General features: G+C 42.0%; 28 protein-coding genes and 1 tRNA gene. 9 read left to right on the top strand and 20 right to left on the bottom strand.

The window, feature by feature from the left end:
- Window positions 1-386 precede the first annotated feature (386 nt).
- Entirely contained in the window at window positions 387-1259 is an 873-nt protein-coding gene (gene cysM, locus AC1DUD_RS15195; RefSeq protein ID WP_477375733.1) for a cysteine synthase CysM, read from the bottom strand.
- A 24-nt stretch (window positions 1260-1283) separates the two neighbouring features.
- Window positions 1284-2114, bottom strand: coding sequence for a serine O-acetyltransferase EpsC (gene epsC, locus AC1DUD_RS15190; protein ID WP_330857730.1), 831 nt, complete (start codon window positions 2112-2114; stop codon window positions 1284-1286).
- Window positions 2115-2238: 124 nt separating this feature from the next.
- On the opposite strand from epsC, the gene AC1DUD_RS15185 reads away from it, so the two are divergent.
- Window positions 2239-2682 carry a nuclear transport factor 2 family protein gene (locus AC1DUD_RS15185; protein WP_477375731.1) on the top strand — a complete coding sequence of 148 codons (444 nt, stop codon included), beginning with the start codon at window positions 2239-2241 and terminating at the stop codon, window positions 2680-2682.
- A 103-nt stretch (window positions 2683-2785) separates the two neighbouring features.
- On the opposite strand, the gene AC1DUD_RS15180 is transcribed toward AC1DUD_RS15185, so the two are convergent.
- A complete protein-coding gene (locus tag AC1DUD_RS15180; RefSeq protein WP_477375729.1) occupies window positions 2786-3658 on the bottom strand; it encodes a DMT family transporter in 873 nt (290 codons plus the stop codon).
- Window positions 3659-4024: 366 nt separating this feature from the next.
- Here AC1DUD_RS15180 and map point away from each other — a divergent pair, with 366 nt between their 5' ends.
- The gene (gene map / locus AC1DUD_RS15175) at window positions 4025-4789 is read left to right on the top strand and encodes a type I methionyl aminopeptidase (RefSeq protein ID WP_477375727.1); all 765 of its coding nucleotides are present in this window, start codon (window positions 4025-4027) and stop codon (window positions 4787-4789) included.
- A 448-nt stretch (window positions 4790-5237) separates the two neighbouring features.
- Here the strand turns inward: map and AC1DUD_RS15170 are convergent, their stop codons facing one another.
- The 5 genes from AC1DUD_RS15170 to AC1DUD_RS15150 form a co-directional block, all read right to left on the bottom strand.
- On the bottom strand, window positions 5238-5753 hold the full coding sequence (locus AC1DUD_RS15170) for a glutathione peroxidase (protein WP_477375725.1): 516 nt from the start codon (window positions 5751-5753) through the stop codon (window positions 5238-5240).
- 44 nt (window positions 5754-5797) lie between these two features.
- On the bottom strand, window positions 5798-6223 hold the full coding sequence (gene ybeY, locus AC1DUD_RS15165) for an rRNA maturation RNase YbeY (protein ID WP_121232805.1): 426 nt from the start codon (window positions 6221-6223) through the stop codon (window positions 5798-5800).
- Window positions 6223-6645: an ATP-binding protein gene (locus tag AC1DUD_RS15160; protein WP_477375723.1), complete on the bottom strand. Its 423-nt coding sequence runs from the start codon at window positions 6643-6645 to the stop codon at window positions 6223-6225. Before AC1DUD_RS15160 ends, ybeY begins: the two co-directional genes overlap by 1 nt.
- A 1-nt stretch (window position 6646) precedes the next feature.
- Window positions 6647-9976: a DUF4175 family protein gene (locus AC1DUD_RS15155; protein WP_477375721.1), complete on the bottom strand. Its 3330-nt coding sequence runs from the start codon at window positions 9974-9976 to the stop codon at window positions 6647-6649.
- Window positions 9977-10183: 207 nt separating this feature from the next.
- Window positions 10184-10624 (bottom strand): hypothetical protein, encoded by a 441-nt coding sequence (locus tag AC1DUD_RS15150; protein ID WP_477375719.1) that lies wholly within the window; start codon window positions 10622-10624, stop codon window positions 10184-10186.
- Window positions 10625-10999: 375 nt separating this feature from the next.
- On the opposite strand from AC1DUD_RS15150, the gene AC1DUD_RS15145 reads away from it, so the two are divergent.
- Window positions 11000-11722, top strand: a complete 723-nt coding sequence (locus AC1DUD_RS15145) for a hypothetical protein (RefSeq protein WP_477375717.1) — start codon at window positions 11000-11002, stop codon at window positions 11720-11722.
- A gap of 759 nt (window positions 11723-12481) precedes the next feature.
- On the opposite strand, the gene AC1DUD_RS15140 is transcribed toward AC1DUD_RS15145, so the two are convergent.
- Window positions 12482-12949, bottom strand: a complete 468-nt coding sequence (locus tag AC1DUD_RS15140; RefSeq protein ID WP_477375715.1) for a lipocalin-like domain-containing protein — start codon at window positions 12947-12949, stop codon at window positions 12482-12484.
- Window positions 12950-13010: 61 nt separating this feature from the next.
- Window positions 13011-13568, bottom strand: a complete 558-nt coding sequence (locus AC1DUD_RS15135; protein WP_477375713.1) for a hypothetical protein — start codon at window positions 13566-13568, stop codon at window positions 13011-13013.
- Between the two features lie 377 nt (window positions 13569-13945).
- Between AC1DUD_RS15135 and AC1DUD_RS15130 the strand changes: the two genes are divergently transcribed.
- The 3 genes from AC1DUD_RS15130 to AC1DUD_RS15120 all read left to right on the top strand — a co-directional run bounded on the left by AC1DUD_RS15130 (window position 13946) and on the right by AC1DUD_RS15120 (window position 16362).
- Window positions 13946-14019, top strand: a tRNA-Pro gene (locus AC1DUD_RS15130).
- A gap of 396 nt (window positions 14020-14415) precedes the next feature.
- On the top strand, window positions 14416-15828 hold the full coding sequence (locus AC1DUD_RS15125) for a hypothetical protein (protein ID WP_477375711.1): 1413 nt from the start codon (window positions 14416-14418) through the stop codon (window positions 15826-15828).
- Window positions 15829-15882: 54 nt separating this feature from the next.
- Window positions 15883-16362, top strand: coding sequence for an OmpA family protein (locus AC1DUD_RS15120; protein ID WP_477375709.1), 480 nt, complete (start codon window positions 15883-15885; stop codon window positions 16360-16362).
- 386 nt (window positions 16363-16748) lie between these two features.
- On the opposite strand, the gene AC1DUD_RS15115 is transcribed toward AC1DUD_RS15120, so the two are convergent.
- A complete protein-coding gene (locus AC1DUD_RS15115) occupies window positions 16749-17042 on the bottom strand; it encodes a hypothetical protein (RefSeq protein WP_477375707.1) in 294 nt (97 codons plus the stop codon).
- A 280-nt stretch (window positions 17043-17322) separates the two neighbouring features.
- On the opposite strand from AC1DUD_RS15115, the gene AC1DUD_RS15110 reads away from it, so the two are divergent.
- On the top strand, window positions 17323-17526 hold the full coding sequence (locus AC1DUD_RS15110) for a hypothetical protein (RefSeq protein WP_477375705.1): 204 nt from the start codon (window positions 17323-17325) through the stop codon (window positions 17524-17526).
- A gap of 2 nt (window positions 17527-17528) precedes the next feature.
- Here AC1DUD_RS15110 and AC1DUD_RS15105 read toward each other — a convergent pair whose 3' ends face one another.
- From AC1DUD_RS15105 to AC1DUD_RS15075, 7 genes are all read right to left on the bottom strand, one after another.
- A complete protein-coding gene (locus AC1DUD_RS15105) occupies window positions 17529-18134 on the bottom strand; it encodes a hypothetical protein (RefSeq protein WP_477375703.1) in 606 nt (201 codons plus the stop codon).
- A 126-nt stretch (window positions 18135-18260) separates the two neighbouring features.
- Complete coding sequence (locus AC1DUD_RS15100; protein ID WP_477375701.1) at window positions 18261-18812, bottom strand: DUF4256 domain-containing protein; 552 nt, start codon at window positions 18810-18812, stop codon at window positions 18261-18263.
- A 328-nt stretch (window positions 18813-19140) separates the two neighbouring features.
- Window positions 19141-19719, bottom strand: coding sequence for a YdeI/OmpD-associated family protein (locus AC1DUD_RS15095; RefSeq protein ID WP_477375699.1), 579 nt, complete (start codon window positions 19717-19719; stop codon window positions 19141-19143).
- A gap of 5 nt (window positions 19720-19724) precedes the next feature.
- Entirely contained in the window at window positions 19725-20117 is a 393-nt protein-coding gene (locus AC1DUD_RS15090) for a DoxX family protein (protein WP_477375697.1), read from the bottom strand.
- 7 nt (window positions 20118-20124) lie between these two features.
- Window positions 20125-20592, bottom strand: a complete 468-nt coding sequence (locus tag AC1DUD_RS15085) for an SRPBCC family protein (protein WP_477375695.1) — start codon at window positions 20590-20592, stop codon at window positions 20125-20127.
- A 1-nt stretch (window position 20593) separates the two neighbouring features.
- Window positions 20594-20914: an ArsR/SmtB family transcription factor gene (locus AC1DUD_RS15080; RefSeq protein WP_121232792.1), complete on the bottom strand. Its 321-nt coding sequence runs from the start codon at window positions 20912-20914 to the stop codon at window positions 20594-20596.
- A gap of 102 nt (window positions 20915-21016) precedes the next feature.
- Window positions 21017-21295 (bottom strand): hypothetical protein, encoded by a 279-nt coding sequence (locus AC1DUD_RS15075; protein ID WP_477375693.1) that lies wholly within the window; start codon window positions 21293-21295, stop codon window positions 21017-21019.
- 323 nt (window positions 21296-21618) lie between these two features.
- On the opposite strand from AC1DUD_RS15075, the gene AC1DUD_RS15070 reads away from it, so the two are divergent.
- Complete coding sequence (locus AC1DUD_RS15070) at window positions 21619-23112, top strand: TonB-dependent receptor (protein WP_477375691.1); 1494 nt, start codon at window positions 21619-21621, stop codon at window positions 23110-23112.
- A 141-nt stretch (window positions 23113-23253) separates the two neighbouring features.
- Here AC1DUD_RS15070 and AC1DUD_RS15065 read toward each other — a convergent pair whose 3' ends face one another.
- Window positions 23254-23730: a hypothetical protein gene (locus AC1DUD_RS15065; RefSeq protein WP_477375689.1), complete on the bottom strand. Its 477-nt coding sequence runs from the start codon at window positions 23728-23730 to the stop codon at window positions 23254-23256.
- Between the two features lie 4 nt (window positions 23731-23734).
- Complete coding sequence (locus tag AC1DUD_RS15060; RefSeq protein WP_477375687.1) at window positions 23735-24697, bottom strand: heme-binding domain-containing protein; 963 nt, start codon at window positions 24695-24697, stop codon at window positions 23735-23737.
- Window positions 24698-24889: 192 nt separating this feature from the next.
- Between AC1DUD_RS15060 and AC1DUD_RS15055 the strand changes: the two genes are divergently transcribed.
- A complete protein-coding gene (locus tag AC1DUD_RS15055) occupies window positions 24890-25450 on the top strand; it encodes an AraC family transcriptional regulator (protein ID WP_477375685.1) in 561 nt (186 codons plus the stop codon).
- The last annotated feature ends 70 nt before the right edge of the window (window positions 25451-25520 follow it).

Here is a 25520-nt window from a genome sequence, read left to right as displayed (position 1 = left end):
GTCATTGCGAGGTACGAAGACAACCGACCGAAGTGAGCTCATTAATACCCATAAAAAACAAATTATAATTATTAATAATCCCCGATAGGCAGAGCCGCTCTGTATAGTTCGTCATTGCTTCGTACCTTATAATGACGTGACCGTAAGCTATTGATTATTAAGTGTGTTTTTGGGATCAATTTTATAACATGGGCGTTGCCTGCGGCCCGGGCTTTCCGTTACAAGTCCTCGCTTTGCCTGCACGCTAACCCAGCGCTCGCTGTGGGCTTTTCACTGCAATCCCTAACGCGGCCCTCGCACACCGTTGCCAAAATATGTTTTATACGTCATCACGGTTTTTTTCAGGGCTTCCCTGATGGTTACAGCAATGACGTGGTGGTTAGGTTTTACCCAAACAACTCACTGCTCAAATACCTGTCTCCCCTGTCGCAGCAAATAAATACAATAACGCCCTCTTCCAACTCCTGTGCCAGCCTTATCGCGGCGGATAACGCGCCGCCGCTACTCATACCGGCAAACACGCCTTCAACTTTAGCCATCTGGCGGGCCATTTGGGTAGCTTCTTCCTGTGAGATATCCATTACCCTGTCAACCCTTGTCGCATCAAAGATCTTGGGTAGGTATTCTTCAGGCCATCTGCGAATACCGGGGATAGAAGAGCCTTCAACCGGTTGGCAGCCTATAATTTGCACATCAGCGTTTTGCTCCTTCAAATATCTTGAACAGCCCATAATGGTACCTGTGGTGCCCATGGCGCTTACAAAATGGGTGATCTTTCCTTCAGTATCGCGCCAAATTTCGGGGCCCGTGCTTTTTACGTGGGCCATGTAGTTATCCGGATTGGCAAATTGGTTTAACAGAAAGAATTCGCCGGTGGCGGCTTTCTCTTCAGCGTAGTCACGGCAAAGTTCTATCCCTTCCAGCAGAGTAACTTTAGCGCCAAAAGCTTCCATGGTAAGTGTACGCTCGCGGGTAGAGTTGGATGGCATCACCAGTTCTATCTCCAGATCAAACAGCCTTGCAATCATAGCCAGTGCAATGCCGGTATTGCCGCTGGTGGCTTCAATAAGTTTAGTACCTGGTTTAATATCACCGCGTTCAATGGCGCTCCTGATCATATTAAGCGATGCACGGTCTTTCACGCTGCCGCCGGGATTGTTCCCTTCCAGTTTGGCAAAGATCCGTACGTTCGGATTCGGGTTAAGCTTTTTTATTTCTACCATAGGCGTGTTGCCTATCAGGTCTATCAATCCAGCCATTATATTTTTTATTAGGTAAATGCTTTATCTTTTTCCGCCGAACAGTTTAATGCTCAGCCTTTTCAATATCCGGTGATTGGGGGTATGATATACCCTTGAATTTGGCGGCAGGCTTTTGGTAAGCCAAACGTTCCCTCCTACCACACTGTTGTGCCCAATGATGGTTTCGCCGCCCAAAATGGTTGCGCCCGAATAGATCACCACGTTATCCTCAACTGTTGGATGACGTTTGGTATTCGCCATACTTTTATCTACGCTCAACGCGCCTAAGGTAACCCCCTGGTAAAGTTTTACGTGCTTTCCTATTGTACAGCTTTCGCCAATAACAATACCGGTACCATGATCTATATAGAAATACTCGTCTATTTTGGCAGCAGGATGAATGTCTATCCCCGTTTTTGAATGGGCATATTCTGTAAGTATCCTCGGCAGCAAAGGAATATCATCAATATAAAGACTATGGGCCACACGATAAAGCGAAATAGCATGAAACCCCGGGTAAGTACGGATCACTTCAAACTCACTCCGCGCGGCAGGATCACCGTTAAAAATGGCCTGGATATCCGTGTTCAGGATGCGGAACAACTCGGGAAGGCCTTCAAAGAATTTTTTGGCCAGCTTTGAGGTATCACAATTACTGCAGGCTTTTGTGGCATGCATAATTTCGCAAAGGTCGTTCTCCAGTCTTAAAAACTCATCCTTTAGTTCCTCTACTGAGGCATACTGCTGCCCGGTTTGTTCGGGGTACAGCAAATGGATCACTTTTAGTGCCCAGGCCGTAATTTCCCTGTTTGAAGGCACAGCCTCCAGGTTTTGCTGTTTAGCAAAAATATGTTGGTAAAAATCCTGACTCATGTTTTATGGCGGCCGTTTTGGGAAAACAACCAATAACAGTACAAGTTTATATAAAAGATTGTTGTTTATATGTAAAATGAACCGGATTGTTGATATTTAGCTATAAAACATCTCTATCAAACTCATGAAGGACCAAATAATTGAAACCGTAACTGCCTTGTTCGGCGGAGCCGATGAGCGCGACTGGACCAAAGTTAAAAACGCCCTTGCCGAAAATGTTGAGCTTGATTATAGTTCTATGACCGGTAATCCGGCAAGCCTTGTATCCTCAGAAAATATCATTACGGCCTGGCGCGGCTTTTTGCCCGGCTTCGACAAAACGCAACATCAACTGACCGACTTTTATGTGATGCAAAACGGCTCAGTAGCGCTTGTACATTACTATGGCAAAGCCGATCATTTTATTGGCGATGAGCTATGGATTGTGGAGGGAACTTACGATACCGAGCTCATTGAAACCGATAGCAAATGGATCATCACCAAACATAAGCTCAACCTCATTAAGCAGGATGGTAATATGGATTTACCTGCGCAGGCGGCAGCAAGAGTTTCTGAACAGAGAAATTAATGATGTCATCGAGCGCAGCGCGGCAATCGCATGCTATACAGAGCGGCTATGCTTCCGTGCGATTGCCGCGCTGCGCTCAATGACATGGTTATAAACAAATAGTTTATCCTAACCTTTTCCTCCGGCTTATCCCAGCTTGTAAAACAACCGATATGATGATCACAAAAAGGCCCGCATAAAAAGATAAATTAAGCTGCCGGGATTCGTTGAATAAAACCATCGCCAGTAAAATACTGTAAATGGGCTCCAGATTAAAAGTTAGATTAACCGTAAAGGCAGAGATCTTTTTTAAAGTTTCTGCAACCAGCACATAAAGCCCAACAGTGCAAAAAAGCGCCAAAAGCAGGAGATAAAGCGTATCGGTAACTCCCGGTAATATTGTCTGTGCAGGAAAAAAATAAAGATATACCGGCAGCATTATAATTAATGCAATACATCCGGCCAGCATTTGATACATGTTGATAACGGTTGATTCGTATTTTTTAACTAACCGTTCGTTAAAGATCGTGTAAAGCGATGCCAGGAAAGATGATATCACCCCAAGAATGATCCCTGTACGGAATGAAGTATCAAAATGAAAGATCAGCCCGATGCCGGCAAGCGTGAGTGTACTTAACAGCAGTTCGGTTACGTTAAACGGCTTTTTGTTAATAAGCGGGGCCAGAAATGCTGTAAAAAAACTGGTAAGACAATAACAAACTACCCCCACAGAAACATTAGAGTATTTGATACTGGCATAAAAGAATACCCAGTGCAAGGATATTAATAAGCCCGCTTTACCCATTTCCCAAATGCCACCCCAGGAACGGTTAAATTGTGGCTTCCTGATCCAAACAATAACAAGCAGGAACAGAAAAGAGAACAAAGTGCGGTAACAGGTGAGCAGATACTCATTTAAAGAAATGAGCTTTCCAAATACGCCGGTAAACCCGGCAAGCAATACGGCTATATGTAATAGAACAAATGTTTTTTTCATTTTTTGCTAAAAAGACAGGTTGGGCAACCTATAACTATGCGTTATAAAACTGCCCGCATTTAATAAATTGTTTTGAAAATAATGTTGAAGAACCAAAAAGCAAATCTGAAAGAAGTACTTTTTACTTAGCAAAAAGGAGAGAATGGTGGATCATTAAAAAAGGGCTCCGAAACAAGAAATACCCTCATGAGGGATTTGATGTTTTCATTGTTGCCATATTTAATGCCTGTTATCATTTGAGCCAAAGATAGAAAAAAGTTTTCTTTGACTAATAGGTTCCGATTATCTAAGCATCCGGCAACTTAGACACGGGCATGATATACAATATCTGCATAATTGTTAATTTTGCTGTAGATAATATTTAAAATGTCTATAACAACCGAAGACGAAAAAAGCGGAATGCAGCAGGCAAGCGATGCTGTTGCTATCACGCTTAAAAAAATGCGTGAGTTTGCCAAACCGGGCATTTCAACAAAGGAGCTTGACGAGTACGGCAGCGCATTGCTGGAACAGATGGGCGCAAATTCTGCACCTAAATTAACCTATGGTTTCCCCGGGTATACCTGTATCAGTATTAACGAGGAAGTAGCACACGGCATCCCGTCTGCGGACAAAATCCTGAAAGAGGGTGATTTGATAAATATTGATGTATCTGCAGAATTAAATGGCTATTGGGCCGACAATGGCGGTTCATTTATATTGGGCGAAGATATCCATGGCCACGGCAAACTGGTAGAAGCGTCGAAAGAGATCCTGAGGAAAGCGATCAGCAACATTAAAGGCGGTGTCAGAATATCTGAGATAGGCAAACTGATCGAGACCGAAGCCAAAAAAGCCGGTTACACCGTAATAAAAAACCTTACCGGGCATGGCGTTGGTCGCAGCCTGCACGAAGAACCGCACGAGATAGCGAACTTCTGCGACAGGTATAACACTGCACGTTTCAAGAAGAACTCGGTAGTAGCTATAGAGACATTCATTTCAACACGGTCGACAATCGCCGAGACACAAGCTGATGGCTGGACGCTGCTTGGCAATAAAGGAGGCTTCGTTGCACAGCATGAACATACCATTATGGTAACCGGCGGCGAGCCGGTGATATTCACCTCGCAAAACGGTGTTTGGGATTAATTATCGCCCTTGGCATGAGCCTTATTGAAGGTATAATACTAACCTGTCATTAAGTTAAGGGAAATCCCCCAGAGGGGGAACCGTGTAAACACATCTTTTAATTATTATCATGAATAAAAGAAGATATCATTTCGAACGAACCGGTGAGGAAATGTGCGGATGTGGTGAGGAGAAATCTTATACATTCAGCTCTAAACCCTGCAAAACTGTTTTACAGGGCGTACAAGATTTCTCTTTCGCCCCCATGCCTAAGCCTACGCCGCTCTATCGAAATGACATTTTTTTAGAAACTTCTCTGGCACACTAAAAATTCATTTGTTTTTATTCCTACAAACCTTTTGCACCTCTGGTGCAATCTGCAAATCTTTTAACTTAATAACATTGACCCTTTTGCAAACAAAAAAGCCCCGGCAAATTGCCGGGGCTTTCATATTAAATAACAATATTCTTAGTTCAGATATTTAGTGATATCTTCAGACAACGGAGTGGTTTGTGACCTGAAACGGTGGATCAGTTTGCCATTCTCGTCTACCAGGAATTTTTCGAAATTCCATTTGATATCGCCGGTAAATTCAGGGTTTGGAGCTGTTGTTAAGTATTGGAACAACGGATCGATATCCAAACCTAAAACGCTTACCTTACCGCTCATCGGGAATTTAACATTAAAGTTTTCTTTGCAAAAAGTTTTGATGTCCTGGTTAGTGCCCGGCTCCTGGCCGCCAAAGTTATTGGCCGGGAAACCTACAACTACCAGTTTACCTTTGTATTGCTCAGACAATTTTTCCAGATCAGCGTATTGCTTGGTAAAGCCGCATTTTGAAGCTGTGTTTACGATCAATACTTTTTTGCCTTTGTATTTAGCTAAGCTAAAATCTTTGCCATCGATAGTTTTCAGTTTAAATTCATATACTGAAGAAGGTGCGGTGGCAAATAATAAGGCGATGATGAGTGCCAGTGTTTTCATGGTTTTTTACAATTGATTTTTAATAATCCAGTATAAAAGTAAAGCTAAAAATTTCTTTTAGCTAAGTACTCATCTTCTTTTTGTGTCATTTTTTGTTTTGTAACAACACTTTTATCTGTATAGCCCAAAAGGTGCAGGGCCCCGTGAATGATAACGCGGTGCAGTTCATCGGTTTCGCCGGTTTTAAATTTGGCGCCGTTTTCGCGGATGCGGTCTACCGAAATAAAAATATCGCCAACAATATCCCCCTCAACTTCTGAATTATCAAAAGTTACGATATCGGTATACGTATCATGATCAAGATATTGCTGGTTTATTTGCAGCAGATAAGCATCCGAGCAAAAAATGTAATTAAGCTCTTTCAGCTTAAAACCTTCGGCAACTACGGTATCCTTGATCCACTGTCTTAACTGTGCTTTTTGTTTGGGCTTAAAGGTAGTGTCTTCTTCAAAAAAATTAATAGCGGGCATCAGATCTTAAAGTGAAGTTCAATTTCGTTACCCGATGCGTTAAAGATGCACTGATCGGCAAGGTGTTTAATGATAAATACACCGCGGCCTGTCAGGTTCTCGAGGTTTTCGGGAGCTGTGGGGTCGACAAGGTTATTATAGTCAAAGCCCGGACCTTCATCGGTAACAGTCCAGATAATACGCTTGGGCTCAACTTCAGCATTAACAATCACCTTTTTAGTCTCGTCCTGTTTATTACCATGCATAATGGCATTGATAACCGCTTCGTTAAGACAGGTCATCATGTTGGCGAAAGTATCTTCTTCAACATGATATTTATCAGCAATTTCTTCTATCAGCTGCTCAAGCAACGCTATGCTCTCCGGTTTTGACGGCAGCTGCAACGTATATAGCTCGCTGGTTTGAACATTTGCCTCTTCCATATTATTTGGCATTAAGTTGATCAAAGTAAGATTTAATTTTTTGTTTATAATACAAATTAAGTGCCGGAGATACCGTTCTGATCTGCTCCGTTTGTTTTGCTTTTTGTTGCTGGTACCCCTGCAGTGCCTTTATGTATCCCGGCGGCAAATCCTTACCCGCATTACTCTCTCTTTGCTGATCCTGATCTCGTTGCTGCTCGGCCTTTTCAGCCTCCAATAACCGGGTTTGTATTTGCTGCTGCCTTTTTAGCGCGTCATCTGTTATCTTCCTGTTTACGAGATCACGTTCGGTTTGTTCCATTTCTTTCGAAATTTTATCCAAATTGCCTAACCCGCCTGTCCCGTCTTTGTTTTCGTCCCTGTCAATTTGTTGCAAAGCCTGACGGATCATCTGCTGCTGACGTGCCATTTTAGCAAACTGCTCACTCATATTGCCGCTATTGCCCTGCTGGCCTTTACCCTGGTTTCCCTGCTGCTGCATCTGCTCTCGGGCCTTCTGCATATTTTGATTAAGCTGTTGCTGCATTTTTGCCAGTTGTGATATCGACTGCTGTTTCCCCTTGCCCCCTTTACCGCCCTTGTTCATCATTTTTTGCATTTGCTCAAGCGCTTCGCTCAGCATCAGGGCCAGGTTATTCATAGATGTCATGGCATATTGCTGATTGCGGTTGGCTTCCAGCGTACGCCTGTCGCCCAAAAACTCAAGGGCCTGGTCAATATGCTCGTTGATACTGGCAATCTCCTTGTTCACTGTCGACTGGATCTGCGGCACCCTCCTGCTGATGGCGTACAGGCTGTCTTCGGCCGTTTTCAGGTTGTCTTTGATATCCTTCTGGCTTTGCGATAAAGTAACGTACGACGGATCCGTAGGATTGGTGTTCTTCAGCGTTTGCATCAGCTTTTCCTGGTTAAATGAGCTGTTAACCAAGCTTTTTAACAATTCCCTCAGCTGCTGCGCGTCAACGGCATTCTCCTTTGATTCGCCTTCGTCACTATCCTTTTGCATTTTGGCGGCAAGCTCCTTCATTTGTTTGGCTGCCTGCTGCTGTGATTTTGAGGCCTTTGAATTATCCTTTTTCTGCAGATCGCCGGCGCTTTGATCCATCTGCTGCTCAATATCTTTTGTCTCCTTTTCGGGGTTTTGATAGTCGGATTTACGCTCAGCCTGATCGTTGGTTTTCTGTAGTTCGTCAAAGCCTTTCTTCACATCCTGAAAATCCTGCTTCAGTTTATCCTGCTGTTGCTGCAGGTTCTTTTGATCGGCCCCCGGTTGTTTGGTTTGTTCTGATAGCTTTTGCTGCTGATCGGCCAGCTTATTTAACTGATCAAGATTTTGATTGAGTTTTTGTTCAAACTCCAGCTTCTTGTACAATTCCAGCACTCGGTCGAGTTCTTTTTTTAAGGATTTATTATCCATCTGCATTTTGGACAACTCGTCGCGGGTAGCATCCTTTTGCTGCTCATTTAGCATTTGCTGCAGGTTTTGAAGCAGCTCTTTTGTTTTTTGATCAAGCACATTATTAAACAGGTCTTCTATCTGTTTTTGTTTGGCCATGATCTCGTCGGTTTGCTTCTGATTTTCCTGGCGGTTGTATAAATTCTTTTTGTTATCGGCCTGGATATCTTTTACCAGATCTTCCAAATCCTTCCGTTTTTGCATCAGGTCTTCTACCTGTTTTTTCTCATCGAAAGAGAGGGTATTTTTGTTCAGCAGATTTTGGTTTAGCTTCTGCGCATCGCGTTCAACCTGCCCAGCCAGCTTAATGGCCGACTCCATTTTTTCTTTTATTGCTTTTGACCCCGCATTTAACTGTTGGTTAACCTCCTTGCTGTCAGGGACATTTAGTGTATGTTTTGCAGTACGGGCTGTTTTGTGGCCGGTCACTTCGTCGTTATCGGCTACCTCAAAATAGTAGCTTACATGGTCGCCGGGGTTGATGCCCATTTCCTTCAGGTTCCAGTAGTAAAAGAAATCGGCCTGCGTTTGAGCCAGGTCGGCATTAACTTTTTTGGTAAACTCTTTGGCTTTGCTGTTACCGGCGGCTTCAATATTGTAATGAAACGTGAGCGACGAAAAGCCATGATCATCCTGGATTTTCCCATTAAAATAAAACGCCTTCATGCTTACCGAATCCGGCTTTTCATCAACAGAAATAGAAGGCGCTTCATCGGTAACAACACTGATGCGGTAGGTGGCCGAGTCGCTATAATTTACCTGCGCGTTAACCGGCAAAAGTTTATAGACCGAATTTTTCAGCACCCGTTCGCGGTGTTCAAACAGATCCGCTCCATTTTGCACGGCGGGATGGCTTTGGCCGTTCATATCAAACATAAGTGCACTGGCATACTGGGTATGCAATTGCCAGTTCACCGTTGTTCCGGCGGGGACTGTCAAATCGCCGGCGTTAAGCAGCTTTTCATTTTTTTTATGCAGATAGGCCGGATAGTTTAGTTCAACGTCAAAATGGAGCAGCGCCGGTTTCTGGTTCACCCTGATTTCATAGATTGCCGAACTGAACCCATTTCCCGATAATTTAAAACGGGTGTTTTGCTGCAGGTTGCTAAACTGGTAATGAAAACGGCTGATATTATCCTTATCCAGTTTAAAGGAGTTCTCACCCATTTCAACATAAACATCGGCAGGCAGTCTATCACCCTCCAACTTAAGGTCGAGTTTTAAATCATTCCCCTGAACCACCGAAAGGGTTTTGTTCAGCACAACAAATTTAAACGGGGCCGCAGGCACAAAATATTCGTTATGCCTGATGAGCCTTTTGGTGCTCTCGGTTAATACAGACGGCGCGGCTAAGGCAATAATGATAATAACCCCCAGCGGACCAAGCGCCCATTTTAAATATTTGGTATTTTCTTTAAGATTGATGGCCGACGGAAAACTTACCGGCTTAAGCGCCTCTATTTTTTGATCGATACTGGCTTCGATAAGCGCACGATGGCTTTCATCTTCGGCAGCCAGCTTTTTAAGCTGCAGGGTATTGAGCAGCTTATCATGAACATCGTTAAAATGCTTCCCTATAATTTCGGCTGCTTCATCATGCGTTAAAGTTTTGCCCAATTTAAGCCAGGCCAGCAATGATGGCAAAACCAGCCAGCAAACCAATATCGTATTGAGGAGGATAAAAAAGTAAAAAAGAATGGTGCGCAGCAGAATGCTGAAATTTCCGAAATATTCGCTCAGGGTAATCACCACATAAGCAGTGAAAAGACCGGCACCTAAAAATATTAATCCGCGCAGAAAATTATTGAAATAATACTTCCGGGTGAAAGTATTGATTTTGCCAAGCAAAAGTTCATAATTTTCTGTCGAGGCCATACTACAGGTGGAAAAACATTAAATACACACGCTTTATTAAAACGCAAAAGCCATGTATTATATATAACACGTGCTGGTTTAAGCTAAAAATTAAAGCAATAATAATAAAATGTTAATTGTTTTATGACAACAAAAATTGATTACCCCGCTTTATTGAGCAATATGCGGTTTTTAACACGAATAATGGAGAGAAACCGAAGAGTTATGCTATTCGCGCTCCTCAACCCTCTCTTCTTCCTCAGCTTCTTCGGGTTCGAGCTTATGCAGCCAGATGCCGGCAATCCCCGTAACTGAATACGGGATTATAATCACGGCTACAGAAGATATTGCCGAAACCTTTTTTTCGAAAAGCAATTCGCAGAACGATAGCACGGTAATAATAAGAATGGCCGTAGTTAAAATCTGCTTTATGTAGAATGGGGCTCTTTTTTTTGATAAATAATTTATAGCCATCCAAAACACAAAAGCAAAAGGGATAGTAACCAGCAAGATCATATCTGCAAAAATGATATAATCTTTCCTGATCTCATCAATAAGGCTTATTTCCGGGTTCTCAATAATAAACCAGGATAACACCAGCTGAAGTAGCGGCGCCACAATAACAAGCATCAGCCAAACCTTTAAACTATATGTAAATGACCTGTTCATAATTTATTAAAGAAACCAACAAGATACACAGCAGTCAATAAATTAACAATAGTACAAACACTGTACATAAACAGTATACTGCAACAACTTAGCGCTGCTACATCACCGATATGAAACACCGCGCCTATTTAAATTTTAAAGGTTTACAAGTAAAATATAGAACTGGTTTTTTAGATAAAAATTATATCTGTCTCTATAGAAATTTCTTTGTCAAAAGCTTCATTAACAACGAGTGGTGTTATCTCTTTTCGTTTTGGCCAAAAGTTAATCGTAAGTTAATTGTCACATTATAAATTAACATAAAATAGGTGTTTCTACAGGTTGTTAAGCGTATAGTTAATTATTACCTTGCATTAATTTAACCGTTGCCCTATCATGTCCATTCCGATCCACCTCAATACCCCCATATTGAACTATTTCAGCGTTGGCGGCGTTTGGCAAAATTTTTTCTTTTATGGAACGATATGTTACCTTTTATATCTTAATCTCTTTTTAATCAGGCGAAAGAAAAATCAAAAGCTTCAGCCCTCCACTAATATACATGTCGAACAGGAGACGCTTATTCAACCTGTTGCAGACATTACCGACGAAACATTTCTCAAAACAAACGCAGCGTCAAAAGCAGAAATAGCTATTCTGAAAAATGAGCTGCTGGCATTAGGCGAAGAATTAGAACTTTCTTATATAAAATCCGACCGGCTTAATGATCAATTATCCGAAATACTGGATTGTCTTGAATTAACGGTAGCTTATGACCATACCCTGTGGGATTGGTCGTTGGATTTTAACAGCAAGGAGTTTACGTTTTCTGATTACGGATTGCGGCTCCGTGGTTTTCCTGAAAAAACAAAACCGACAATAGATGAGGCGATTACGGTTGTTGATCCACGGCACCGCCAGGCGGTTCTGGAGGCCATTGAAAAATCATTTCAAACCGGGGCCGATTTTTCAATGACCTACCTCATCAACCCATTAGACGGYAGCCGGCCCAAGGAGATAAAAGCGACAGGTAAAGTGCTTTATAACGAGCACGGAGCGCCTATAAAGTTATCTGGAAAATTTGCGCTTACTTATGTAGAGCCGTTGATAAAGAAATAAGCTTATTGGTGGTGTTTCTTTGCTTATTTAAAAATACCGGCTTACTCGTTTATAAAAAAATCCCGGATGAACTAAACAACCGGGATTTGCATGCTCATTACCACAAGGAATACCTCGCGGCAGCGAAATCACTTGCATGTATTAAGCGCTTCAGGTTGTTAAACACCCAGGGGATTTACAAGTGTTCAATTTTAAAAGTATGAACACTTGTTCTTTTTTCTTAAAAACACATCGCTGATAGTCAAACACTTACATTTTGGCTAAAATGCATCAAAAGCCAACCTGAACAAATAAAGACTGGTAATCAACGAGTTGTAAATTTTCATTTCGAGAAGCTGAACACCCGGTTTTTAAAAACTGAACACTGACAAAATACTGTCAGTTCATTGGAAGGATACAGCCCGTTAAGTTACAGTAATGCTAACTAAGCGGATTGGATACTAAAGCGCCTTTCATAATGATATAGTTGTTTTGGAAATAACAGTTCCGGTTAAAGCATACCTACGGGATTTGCAATGTTTTTGGTTGGCAAATTTACCACAAGGCACAGCCTTGCGACAGCGAAAGGCATCAAACGACATTGGGTGTTAGCCCGCAAAGTGTAACGTTTTATTACAACAGTTAACAATAGATTACGATAGGCATCACCCTGGCTAACAAGTAATATGCAACACCTTAACCTTAGTAACTGTGCTAAATACTTTCTATTGGCTTACCAATGTCTTTAGAAGATGTTGTTGAATCGTTGTAAATAAACAGTTAAGCGGCGTTGCCAGATTGCTTAACTCTTACCCAAGTGAGTTTATGGGTTACCATCTTACCATTTTTCAAAAATGGCTCGCCGCTTTCAAGGTGTAATAGTTCGTCTTTAAAATGAACCCTGCGGCTTTGTGTTTGCCCAGTCCAATTTGGAAATAGCGAAACATACATCGAATGATAAAGCGTCTGCTTGTCATCATCGGTACTGAAAGCCCCCGAATATGCAAGGTAGGTGGGAACTTCTTGTTTGCATTCCTCCTGTGTAGCGCCAGTCCAATGTTCCTGATTGAAATTGTTACGCTCTGGATTCATGATTTGTGCCGACATATAACCGTCATGATTATAAATAATTAGGCCTTTCGGTTTTTCACCCATGGGATAGTTAATTTCTCCGCCGTCGACCGGCACTTCAATTAGCTCTACTAAAGACCATGTTCCTATCAGCTTTTCAAACAAGGTTTCCTTCATATTAGTTTATAAATATATGAGCACTTTTAAGGAGCGCTCATACTTTTAAATGATGATAATATTAAAACGGTTGATTGTATTTGCCGGTTAACGCTTTATTTTCAATGCTTTTAGCAAAGTTCGGGGTTTCTTCATGATTGTGCGTGTCGGAAGCGGCCTGTCTTGCAGCAGCAGCAGCAGCGATGTTAACGCCATGTTGTTTAATATATTCAAACATTTCAGGCGTTGCCGTCGCATGGATTTCATTTGTGTAAAGAGTGGTATTATTATCAATCCTGGTTGCTTTGAGTTCCCACAAAACCTGCACTTTAGTACGGCCATTTTTGGTAATAGAATCGGAGATGGAAAGCATTCTGCAGTAATCCGGGCGATGCACGGTAGCAACATAGTGCTGTACCATTAAGGCATCGCCAATCGTTTCGACATTAATCGACACCGGTTGGCCGTCATATGTGCTGGTTATGCCTGCACCGATGTGCTGGGTAGAACAGCGCTGATATTCCGCATCTGGTAGGTTTAACAGCCAGTCGGCTATGTTTACTTTCTCGATAGGTGCATTAATAATAGCGGTAACTGTTGAGTGAGATAACGCATTTTGGGGTGTTTGTTGAATTTCCATGGTATGTTGTATTTTATTCTTATTGCTGTAAATCTACGTTGATGGATTTACGGCGAGAATTAGTTTTCTTTGAGTAGGCTAAAACTATCGTTAGAAAGGAAAAAGCTGTCGTTTACTTCATACCGCTATTGAAAGTTACCTGTTTTGATTGATTGTAAGCCAACCTAACGACGAATAATCTGTGTATTACTTTGTGTACTACCAAACCAATTCAGAGTATCAACACCATTATTTAACCAAGCATCAATCAGTAGAGATAATATAGGTCAACAAAGTATCAACAAGCGATCAAATACATCATACAAGCCTTTAAAGGCATAATTTCATTTTGAATTTTACCAACAACAATTATATTTGTAACCCGGCCATACATTAATCGGGATGTAGCGTAGCCCGGTATCGCGCCAGCATGGGGTGCTGGAGGTCGTGGGTTCGAATCCCGCCATCCCGACTTAAACACAAACATTAAAGAGCATATTTGATAGGCAGTTTTGCCGATTGAATATGCTCTTTTTGATTTTGTTAGCCTAAAGTTTACGGTTGAGTAAGTAGTGGCTTTCTTCCTTATCCATATTATAGCTACGGTAATTACAGAAGTGCAGCCAGCACAAATACCCTCAGGATCCGTCAGGCATCCCACTAAAATCGCCAATCAAATGTCCCTAATATGTTGTATACATCACTTTACAATTTTCGAGGTAGAATTGAGAAGCTTAGCTATAACACCATGTGAAAATCTACGAAAATTAAAAATATCAACATCCCATAAAGAAACAAAACCATCAGGGCAGATGTTCAGAAAAAACATAAATAACTTAATTACAGCAATTTACAATCAATATATTCTATGAACGAGGCTCACAACAAAGGTCCGGGAAGGAATATTTCAGACCTGCTATCCCGCAACAAAAATTTCATTATTGCTTCAGTTGCAATTTTTGTGTTAGCGGCTTCAGTTTACTTGCTTTTTTCGTCGCCTAAATACAAAGTGCGGATAGAGGTGGCCGCTTCTGGCGATTGGCAATTACCCACTGCTGCAATTAACGAGTTACGTTCTGAAGCCGCTATAGAAAAGGCGATCAATGCGTTAGGATTTCAGGTAAGTTACTACCGCAAGGGTACTTTTACAACAACAGAGATCTATGGCGATTCGTTGCCTGTTAAATTTATGCTTGGTAAGGGAAGTATCTACAATTCCCCCGCTGAGATCACTATCAATTTTATCAACGGCAGTATCTGCAGAATCGATCAAAACAACGTACTTACCGACGTGCCATTTTATCATCCCGTTGTATATAGTTCTTTAAACTATACCATCATAAAAGGCCCCGCTTTTAAACCTATGCAATCACCGCTAACGTTAAAGATCATCCCTTTTGCCAACTTAACTGAGCATTTTAGTAAAAGTTTGGATGCAAAAGTTTTAAGCAGTAATAGTTTTGAATTGAGCCTAAATGTAAATAATGCTCAAAAGGGCCGGGATTTTTTAAATAAGCTGATAGAAGTTATAAACAACCGGTACGCGAAAACAAACTTACCCGGCAAACCAGCCATTAACAATTCTTTACTTCTTCAGTTAAATGACAGTATAGCATATTATAAGGCAATAGCAGATAAATACCGGGACCAACAGAACGTGCTGAACCACATAAAAAAAGCAATACCAACGGTTACATCCGAAAAGGAGCAGATCGCCTTAGATGCGTTTGCCGCCATTAAGCCTTATCTCCGCAAGCCACTCTACTCCTTTGTTTTAATACCCGATGGCTATGACGTTGACGACGGACATATCGAAAAACTTATACTGGATTTTAACCGGGCTCAACTTGAAAAGCAACGACTGTTACGGGATTCAGATGTAGCCGGTACAAGCGCGAACACGTTTAATTTGGAGATAGCATCATTAAAGAAAGAGCTTTTAAGTACGATAACATTCAAGGATAAGCGGATTAGAGACAGTAGTCAGCCTAAATGGTCTAAATCAGTAGGTGCATTTTTATCAGAGCAATTAAATGACTCCCTGGCTCAAATAAATGTCGTGATCAAAAACAGGCAACGGCAATACAACAAGCTGATATACGGAACAAGCACACAAAGAGCAGGGCCAAAGCTCATTATAATTGAGAAGTCAGACATCCGGGAATCAATGATTCCGAAATCATTGCTAATATACCTTTTTGCATTGTTGGCAGGTTTGATATTGCCCGTTTTGTTTCTGGCGGTCAATGAATATTTCATATCTAAAAGAATGGCGGTATAACAGAGGCAAAGTCTTAAAATGAAGAATATTAATCAAAATATAAAAATGAAAACCATGAAAACGAATTATTTAAAATCAATCGCGGCTACTTTAGCCGTACTGCTTTGTTTTGTAACCATTGTCGCGATGGCAGGCAACCCGGATGTCACCGTCAGGAAAAAAGATGATGCTCCTAAAAAGCTCTCGCCAAAAGCATTGGCCAACATGAAGATCAAAAACATCGAATTTGGGTTCAACAAATCAACAATCCCGGATAATGCGCATAATAACCTAAAAACTGTGGCTAAACTGATGAAAGACAATAATGCCTCACTTAAGCTGGGCGGATACGCTGATAACAAAGGCGCGTACGTTTACAACTGGATGTTATCAAAAGCACGGGCCGAAGCAGTCAAAACATACCTTGTACAAAACGGTGCCGATTCAGCGCGTATTGCGGCTACCGAATATGGTTATACACACCCGGTAGCTTCTAATAAAACAATAGCCGGTCGTCAGAAAAACAGGCGTGTTGAAATCCATTTTACAAATTAAGCATCGAATTTTTGTTACAATGGAAAACGGCCGATCACAAACCCTGATTGGCCGTTTCCGCTTTTATTGGGGTGGGTGAAAGTTATTTTCCACCCTTTCATAGGGTTCGAAGTTTTCATTTTGTACTGAACAACCTTACCCACCTTCCTTATTCAGTCTTTACCGCTGAAGGTCGTGGATCCGAATAAAGCGCAACAATGAATATTAGCATTCGTGATAGTGTATTCATCCTCAAGTTTAACAGGAGCGAAACTTTGAGTCAATAAATCAAGCATCCCGCGGCGGAACCGAAATACTCGCCATCCGGAAATCGCCTCAATATAGCTGTCCTGTTCAATCAAGAACAGAGTTTAAAATTCTTCTAAAAAGAATCGGTTAAGCGCTAACTACTTGCGCTGGTCTTTTTTCTCAACCGGCAATGTTACCTCACAAAACTTCCCCCAGCTTTCATACCCGCAGAAATTTGCCAGCACCTGAAGCGCGAACAAAGAGGGCCCGAACTTGGATTTTTTGAAACCATATAGCCTGCTTAATGTAATTTGGCTTATTTCTCTACCCGTCACCTTTTTAACCTTATCTGCTAAAACTGATATATCCGCCTCTGTAACTGGGAATAGTTCGGCATTAATCAACACGTGTTTTTTTATTAACTCAATTTCTTCTTTTGAATATTTAAACATTCACCCTCTCGTTTCTTACTAATTTTAAGCCTATTACGGTATTTTGAGGCAAGGGTTGCGTTATTGTGTCTTTTTTACACAATAAATCTAAAATCCTCAATAATCATATTCGTCGATAAATATTAACTATTGGTCGATTTTCGTTTGAATATTAGTTATAAAAAGTTTTCTTTTGCTAAACAACCTGTGGTTGTAAGCATTGCGTATTAGCCACGTGTATCAGCGCATTAGCCTTACAATCAACTATTAAACCTATTCAACTATCACAAACCGAACAACTATGAAGCCAACAGAATACGACATATTATTAGCGGGTGAACAACGCATTTTGGAGGCTATTCGGCAGTTGGAACTGGAATATAATTTTCATTTAGATGCCATGACCGCAGAACTTGAAAGGATTCGGGAAGCGTTAACAAAATGCAGCTTGACTGTGGTTCATGTGAGCGATAATATCGACGGACAACTGAAGTCGAATGGATAACATCATTTTCCCAGCTCAAAATTCTTTAGCAACTCCATTTTAACCTTGTCCATATCAGCAGCCAAAATCTCATAAACAGCATCATACTGGCTACACAAATCAAAAATCCCGATGCTATACTGGCCTATATATCTTTCCCTGGTTTCTTCGTTATCAGTGCTCCGTGTTTTATCAGCAATATCTAACACGTTAAGGTACAGCTCGTGCGACCTGTTATTTGCCGCAATCAATTCATCATATGAGAGTGATACATTGAAATAGAGGCCAATCAGGTTGTGCTTCCAGTTATCGCCATTCATTTTCTTGAGCTGGGCATCGGCTTCCTTTAAACTTTCGGTCATCGATCTGTAGCTGGCTTCACTGTGAGGAATGTTCCGGCTTTTCCATAGCAACACGCTTTTTTTCAGGATAGACATCGTTTCGCCGGTAACATAGTAATAGCTCTCAGCTATTTCAACCTGCTTGCTCCTGTAACGTTTTTTGAGGTCTATATCCGCCTTACGCTTGTCGCCGAAATAGGCAAACAAACCTGTCAGTGTCTGGGAAATCAAAGCACCTGCAAGTCCTGAAAATGCACTTACAATTAATGTTGTGTTCTCTGCCGCCATAAGTTATGCCATCATTGTGCCACCCTAACCCGGGCTTACAATACACATAACAATCAATGGTACAAAAGGTTACTCAAACACCCGCAGATAAAAAAATTGTATAACGAATTGTGCAAAAGAGAAATATCAAACCCTCAACGCCCCTCTGAATCCCCTGGCGGCATAGTATGACTCCGCGCCGTTGTGGTAAATAAAGATGGTGCTGTAACGATAATCGGCAAAGATGGCGCCGCCAAGTTTCCTGATATCCGCAGGCGTTTTTATCCAGCTTGATGTTTTGGTATCAAACTTTCCCAGTTTTTGTAGTTCGCGGTATTGTTCTTCATTTAAAAGTTCGATGCCCATATCCCGCGCCATTTCAACGGCACTATTTCCTGGCTTATGTTCTTTCCTTGCTTCCAGCGCTTCGTGATCATAGCAAACACTTCTGCGGCCTTTAGGGCTTTCTGCGGCACAGTCGTAAAAGATGTATTCGTCCGTGCTTTTATCATAAGCAACAACATCCGGTTCGCCGCCGGTTATTTCCATTTCGTTGAGCGGCCATAGCTTTTCGGCATTGGCTTCCAACTTTGCCTGTACTTTGGCCCATTCAAGGCCGGCGTGCCGGTTCATGTTTTTTTCAAAACGTGTTTTTAATATACCGAGGAGTTCATTCTGCTGTTCTGGTGATAATTTCATTTTTAGGTGGTTATGGTTTAACTGGTGTATGGTTTTCAAATTCCTTCCCGATGGGGGCTACTGTATGTACACACCTTGTCAATAAATATGAATCAATAAAATCGAATGTCATTTCGAACGAACCAGCGGAGGTTGCGCTGCCGGGGTGCGGAGAAATCTTATACATCATACTCTAAATCTTCCATACAGCTCTACAAGGCGCATAAGATTTCTCTTTCGCTCCACCACTCAGCCCTCCCCCGCTCTATCGAAATGACATTTTCTTTTAGTTAAAAGACGTGTGCACACAGTAGTCTCTCAAAAGGGGAATCGCACTTCTCCCCCTTTTTTAATCATTCAACCCTTTGCCATTAAGAATCTGCGGTATCCATTTTTCAACTCTTGCTTCGCGGGTTGAGGATTGTTTTGGTTGAGCAAAGTGAAGCAGGTAGGCTTTTTGCCGTCCCGGGGTTAATGCTTCAAAAGCCGTTTTCAGCGCGGGGATCGTATCTAATTTATGTTGAAACTCCTGGACAACGATAAAATCTTCGGTCTTTTTTAAATTTACTTTTAACCCGGCTTTTTCTACTTCAACGGCTTCATAAATATAGGTTTTCAAGATATTCCTTTGTTCTGTTATCTCCTCCACATGGGTGAACCTAATCTGGCGGGCAGCCTGTACATTCTCCGACTGCTGAATCAGGATCTTATGTGTATCGCTCAACAGCGCTCCTTTAAAAAATAAAAATGCGCAGTATTCCTTAAACACATGGATCAAAACAATATTACTTTCCTGATATGTGTAACAGGGGCTACCCCATTTCAATTCTTCGGTCAAACCGCAATCAAGGGCAATCAATCTCAATTGCTCTATCTCCTCCTGCCACTTTTCGGCTTTATTAAAATAAAAATCAACCCTGGGGTTCATGTTGTTTATAATTGGTTACCCGAAGTTACTTTTCTTTCGGCAGGTCTGAAATACCATGATATGATTGTCAGTACCAGCAACAGCAAGGCCGGAAATATTTCGGTCACCGGATTACCCGATGCCATATGCGAAAATATCGCTCCCGACATGGCAAAGAAAAAGCCCGCATATGCCCATTCCTTTACCACAGGAAATTTAGGAATAAGCACCGCAATCACGCCCAAAACTTTCCAAACACCTAATATGGTCAGAAAATAGTCCGGATAGCCTAAATGGGCAAGGCTATCGGCCCCTCCTGCCCCGGCTTTCGCTTTTAATAGCTGCACCATTCCGGTTGATATCATTCCTAAAGCAAGCCAAATGGTGGCTATCCAGTAGATAATTTTATTCCGCTTCATATTGATGTTATTTCAATTTGTTTAATACTTCCTGTAACCGGTTGTGCGCCATGTTTATGCCATAGGCAAATGGCAGCTTCAGCATCTGATCCCTGAGTTCGGCCGTTCTGTAAACCACATGCATATTGAGCTTACTGGTATCGTCGCTAAGTTTTTCAAACTCCAGGAACTCCAGCTGCACATCAAAAGGTGCATTATCCATTTCAAACGTGCGGGTGATCTTTTGATCAGGAATAAACTCATGGATGGTTCCGTTGGCCTTGAAAACTACATTGCCTTGCGGGTCCTTTGTTTCAAATTGCCAACTGCCGTGTTTTTTATTTTCAAGCTTCAGCACTTTTGTTCCCATCCATTGCTCCACAATTTCGGGCTCTATATAGGCTTTAAAAAGCAGCTCGACCGGCAGCTCAAATACCCGTGTTATGGTTAGGTCCTGTTTACCGTTTTCGGCATCAATTTTTGTTTTCTTCTCCATGTTATTTGCCTTTATAGTTTTTCATAATGGTTTCTAATTTGTTGAAACGATCCTCCCACATTGCGCGGAAGGGTTCGATAAAGTCGGCTACGTCTTTCATTCTTTCTGCATTAATATGATAATAGATCTCCCTGCCGTTTTGCTCCTGTTTAAGCAGTTCGCACTCGGTAAGTATTTGCAGGTGTTTGGAAACTGTGGGGCGGGCGGTGTCGAAATTTGAAGCGATCACACCGGCGGTCATAGATTGCGTGGCAACCAATAAAAGAATAGCCCTTCGGGTAGGGTCGGCTATGGCCTGGAATACATCTCGTCGTAAATTCATCATGTAGCTATTTGACTACAAATATAAATGTAGCCATTTAACTACGCAAGTGTTTTTAGTTATTTTTTTGAGATGGTTTTTTGTTATAGGGGAATGGGCGTTTTAATTGCTAACCAGCCTCAGTATGGCAACATCGCCAGTGGGGCAATTGAGCATCCTTGCGGCCATCAGGTGACCTTCGGAACCGAACCATGACTTTCCTTTTGTCATTACAGCAGTTATCCGGTATTTAGAATCAATAGCAACGAATTTGCAATGATATACCTGCTTCGTTACCTTATTCTCAAATACAGCCGAACCGTACCTGCCCGACATCGACATAAAAGAAACGTCAACTTGTCCGCTTTTTAGATCCATTTCTGAAAGGGATTTAAATAACATATGGTTTAAGGTTTTTGCTTTTATATAAATTTAAACAGAGGAACTACAAAAAAGAGCCGTTCAGATTGTTCATTTTTATTTTTGCAGACCGCTGCCTGTTCATCAGGCCAGCAACAGAATGAATTACCCAGACTATCAACACATTATTACGAGCCGATAACCTGTCAAAAACACATTAATTTATTTTCTGAAAGTAATAAAACGGGGCTCCGTGCATTTTGTAATACATTCTTAACATCGCATTCGCTTAAAAAAGTGTAATTTTAGGTCTTCTTAGCAAGGTTATACTACTGGTAACAGTAAACTATAATAATTTAATGGGTATGAATGCCATTCACAATAAAGATATTGGGACCAAACAAAAAGCGCTGGCCATTAATCTTAACCCCGAAATTTATGGCTCATTTGCCGAAATAGGTGCAGGACAGGACGTAGCAGCAAACTTTTTTAAAGCCGGCGCATCGTCCGGCACCATAGCCAAAACCATGTCGGCTTATGACATGCTTTTTTCAGATGCCATTTATGGGGTACAGCAAAGCCGCCGCTATGTAAGTGAACCGCGGCTGATGGCCATGCTTAGCCATGAATATGGCCTCATCATTGAGCGTCTTGGCGCGCAGCGCGGCGATACTTCAACATTTTTTGCTTTCGCGGATACCATATCGGCCCTCAATTACAATAAAACCAACGAAGGGCACGGCTGGATGGGCGTACGCTTTCAACAGGAACCGAACGGGCAGTATAATGATGTGGTGATCCACGTTAAGCTACTGGATAATGATAACAACCTGCAGCAGCAGGCCGTAGGTATATTGGGTGTAAACCTGATGTATGCCTGCTTCTACTACAATGAGATCCCGCCGGTATTCCTGCTTTCGCTGATGGATAACCTGTCGCGCGACAGGATCCAGATTGACATGATCCGTTTTGAAGGGCCAAGCTTTACCAAGGTAGATAACCGCCTGATGAGCCTTCACCTGGTGAAATACGGTTTTTCGGATGCCGCGCTGTTCGGGCCCGACGGTGAAAACCTGCAGCCATCTGAGGTTTTATACAAAAAGCATATCGTAATGGTACGCGGACGTTTCCGCCCGGTTATCAACGTGCATATGGATATGTTGCACACCGGTGTTAAACAGTTCCTGCAGGAGTCGGACGTGGATAAGGAAAATGTTGTTGTTGTTACCGAGCTCACCCTACAGGCCCTTAAAGAGCGAAACGCAGATATCAATGCCGATATTGACGAGAAAGACTTTCTTGACCGGGTGGATATCCTTGGCTCGTTGGGCCAAACGGTAATGATCTCCAACTTTCACGAGTATTATAAGCTGGTGGCTTATCTATCAAAGATCACCAAACTTAAAATGGGCGTGGTGCTTGGTTTTCCCAACCTGGAGTATATCTTCTCGGAAGAACACTATAAAGACCTGCCGGGTGGTATTTTGGAATCATTCGCTACACTGTTCAGCCGTAAGGTAAAATTGTTTATATACCCTACCCTGCGTGATGGCGTGATCTGGAATTGCCTGCGTTTTTATCTGCCGCCTCACCTTATTGATTTGTACCGTTACCTGATAGCTAATAATAAGATAGAAGATATCAGGCATTACAATGAAAATAACCTTAACGTTGAAACAGACAATGTGCTTGACCTGATAAAAAAAGGGGCCGATGGCTGGGAGGAATTTGTACCTGCCGAAGTTGCCACGATAATAAAAGAGCGCCGCCTGTTTGGGTATGCCACCGGCCTTGATCCGGAGAAAGCGCTTGATGCACCGCCAACAGACGGGGACCGAACCGAAATTGATATAGCGTAAGCTTAAAGCAGAATGCTTAAGGCTTAAAGCGAAGATTGGATACTTTATAATAATGAAAAAGGGGATGATGAATTGATTTCGTCATCCCCTTTTTTGTTACAGCCCCTATCGGGACAGGAGCGTTAAAAAAGCCTTCTTTTACTACGGTAAAACCGAAGGTTTTTGCCCAAGGATATATTTGACCCTTTCGGCCTGCCCTATTGTATCTGTTTTTAAGGCAAGTTGTTTTCCCTGAAGTTGTTCGTAATTAACGGCGACGTTATTACCGCATGATGCTGTTTTGATCACCTCAACCGATTCAACATCCGAGGGGATTTTAGCGCCAAACCAATGATCGTCCTCCTGTTGCTTCCAGGTTACTAATGTAAATACTTCATTGGCAGCCAATGTCTTGTTTCCATCAATTGCTGATTTCAAAGCCTGGTCATTCCCGTAAAGCGTTGAAGCTGTTCCCTTGGTTTTGTTAACAAACGAAGTGATCACTTTAAGGCCGTCGAGGTTATATTTTGAAGATGACGGTAGCGCGGCTTTGGTGTTGTATAATTCAGCTGGTTTATTGTCAGTACAAGCTGCCAATAGTAGCATACAGCCAGTCATTAAACTATATAATGCTTTCATAGGTTTAGTGTTTAATAGGTTGGGTAAATACAAAATCTTCGGCAGCCATTGGCTTATGGCAATTCATACATTCCGTTGTGAATAATACGTTAGCGCCGCCATAAGGAACCATTTTAGGTGTTTTAAACCTCGCCCATCCCCAGCCGTAGGTTGATGCATATTTTGTATCATCTTTTATCATGTATTCTACCTGTTTAAATTCGCCTGTATGGGTGGTTCCGTCTTTATCCTGTAGCTGCGCCCAGGCCACTTTGGCAAATATGGCGCCATTTGGCCATGGGTGGATATTGTTTTCTTTGATGGCTTTTACGGCGATGTCATTACCAAAAATCACACGCAGGGTATTGTTGTCAAAACGCTCTGTAGTGCTGATAGGCTGCCAGTTTTTATAATCGGGGATATAAGAGATGCCGTTGGCTGCGGTTGGCAATTTGCTGATAGCCGTTTCATTTTTTTGCCAGTGCTGGTATTGCCTGTCTGCCGCATTGATAACCGCGGTATCAGCAGGCTTGCTGTGAACCATGCCGGCAAGATAGTTTTTCAATACCGCCAGATCGGCCGCTGATACTTTCGCTTCAGTATGAACAGCTGTATAGCTTGGCAGCGGCATAGCGCCTGCTATGATCTGATTTATAGATTCCCAAAGTTTTCCCTTCTGATCGGCCGGGGCAAGTTTGTTCCATTCCGAAAAATTAAGGTCGGCCCTGCCTTCTTTGATATGCGATGCTACCCCCCAGTAAACTGGAACAATTTTATCGTACCAGCGTAAATTGGTATTATTGGAATGGCAATCATAACAAGCGCGTTGAATAATCGCCTTAACATCAGCTGGAGCTTCCAGGTCGCCGGTTACCGCCGGATTGGGCACATCAGGCCGCACAAACTGGATACTCACAAAGCCTGCGAATAAGATCAGGATAATGATAAATGCTTTTCGTTGATAAAAAGGTTTTCTGTTGGTTTTCATAGCCTTTCGGTTTTACTATACAAAGAAAAGTACAATCCTCAATAATGCACACCGCAATTAGTTGAGCGGTGCAAAACAATCGTTAAACAGGTAAAAAAGGAAGTTGGATTTACAAACCACGCTGTTTTCTGCGCGTTACTTCCTCATACTATACATTACCTTTAATAACAAGTAAACAGTAGATTTACTGCCATGAAGCTGTACATAAAAAATATGGTTTGCAGCCGCTGCAAAATGATGGTGAAGGCCGAGCTGGAAAAAGCCGGGATGCCGACTGTTTCTGTTGATCTTGGAGAGGTAGAAGTTAAGGAGCTCCCTACCCCGGAGCAGCTTAAACAAGTAGAAAGTTCATTAAAAGATCTGGGGTTTGAACTCATCGATGATCAAAAAAGCCGTCTTATAGAACAGATCAAAACAATTATTATCGACCTTGTACACCATACCGAAACGCAATCTCCTTTAAAACTTTCAGCCTTGCTTACATCAAAACTTCACTATGATTACGGTCACCTGAGTAACCTGTTTTCGGCTGTTGAGGGTTCTACCATCGAAAAATATTACATAGCCCAGCGGATCGAAAAAGTAAAAGAGCTGCTGGTTTATAATGAACTTAATCTCTCAGAGATAGCTTTTCAATTAGGTTACAGCAGCGTTGCCCATCTATCCAGCCAGTTTAAACAGGTAACCGGGATGACACCATCCGCATTTAAAGCCTTACAGGGGAGTAAGCGCAGGAATCTGGAGGATATATAATTAAGGCACTATTTTTTCGAATTGAAGCGAATTACATGAATCATGTAATTCGATCAAATTTCGGCTGGCT

It is taken from the genome of Mucilaginibacter sp. P4_A11, assembly GCF_056402535.1.
This window is presented reverse-complemented; position numbering and strand designations above follow the sequence as displayed.